This window comes from Bacteroides sp. NSJ-48, from assembly GCF_014287405.1.
GTDB lineage: Bacteria > Bacteroidota > Bacteroidia > Bacteroidales > Bacteroidaceae > Bacteroides > Bacteroides stercoris.
This window is the reverse complement of record NZ_JACOOD010000116.1, coordinates 1-830: the sequence shown is the minus strand read 5'-3', so window position 1 is coordinate 830 and position 830 is coordinate 1. Positions and strand designations below refer to the sequence as shown.

Sequence of the window (830 nt, the reverse complement as noted above, 5' to 3'; positions counted from 1 at the left end):
TCAAGGAGTCTGATCATACGGCGCTTGAGCATCCTTGTCCTTGAAGCCTTCCTCTTTCTTTTCTTGCAGTAGGACAGATAGGACTCCGCCACATCCGCATACTTGTTGCGCGGACGTCTTATACCCAGTTCCCTGCAATGGAGGTAGATATGCCTGTAGAGCCATTCAAGGCTTTCCCAGAGGAGTTTCATGTCCGTCGGAAAACGCATATGGCTCTCATAGCATGTGGCATCGGTCATACACACATGAAGATTCTCAAGATAAGGCTTCCAGTATGAGGCAAGCACTTCCTGAAGGAAATCAATGTCAAGACGGGATGCTATTTCATTGCGGATGGCACTGACTATCTTGTAGTTGGTTATGGGGAAAGACGGATTTATCATGATCCCGCAGAACATCTGGTAGTGTATGTTTCCGTTCAGATGTTCCACCAGCTGTCTGTCGGAGAAGCCGGTGTACGCCTTCAGGACCATGAGGGCAATCTTAGCCGAAGGGCTGAAGATGTTCCTGCGTCCCAGTCGCTGTTCCGACAGGCCCATAACCTTTGCCATACGCTCAAACGGGAACACCGAATGAAGTCTGCCAAGCTCACTCTCATGAAAACTCTTGCGATATTTTTCTATAATATCAAATTCTGTAAAGCCCAAAGTTGGGTGAATTTCCGAAATATTTTGTATCTTAGCCATATCTTTGTTGGGGAATTTCCCCCGTTTTGGCTGCTAAACCTTATTTGCGGGGGAATACCTAAAGATACAAAAAAGCCAACTAATTCGCAATACTTTGTGTATGAATTAGTTGGCTAATTTTATACTATTTAATGAATGTCCCTA

The 830-nt window shown here is 45.2% G+C and carries 1 protein-coding gene; it reads right to left on the bottom strand.

Annotation, left to right across the window (positions count from 1 at the left end; translation table 11 throughout):
• A partial coding sequence (locus H8S52_RS19720; protein ID WP_186910413.1) for a transposase occupies positions 1–686 on the bottom strand: 686 nt, incomplete at its 3' end.
• Positions 687–830 lie beyond the last annotated feature (144 nt).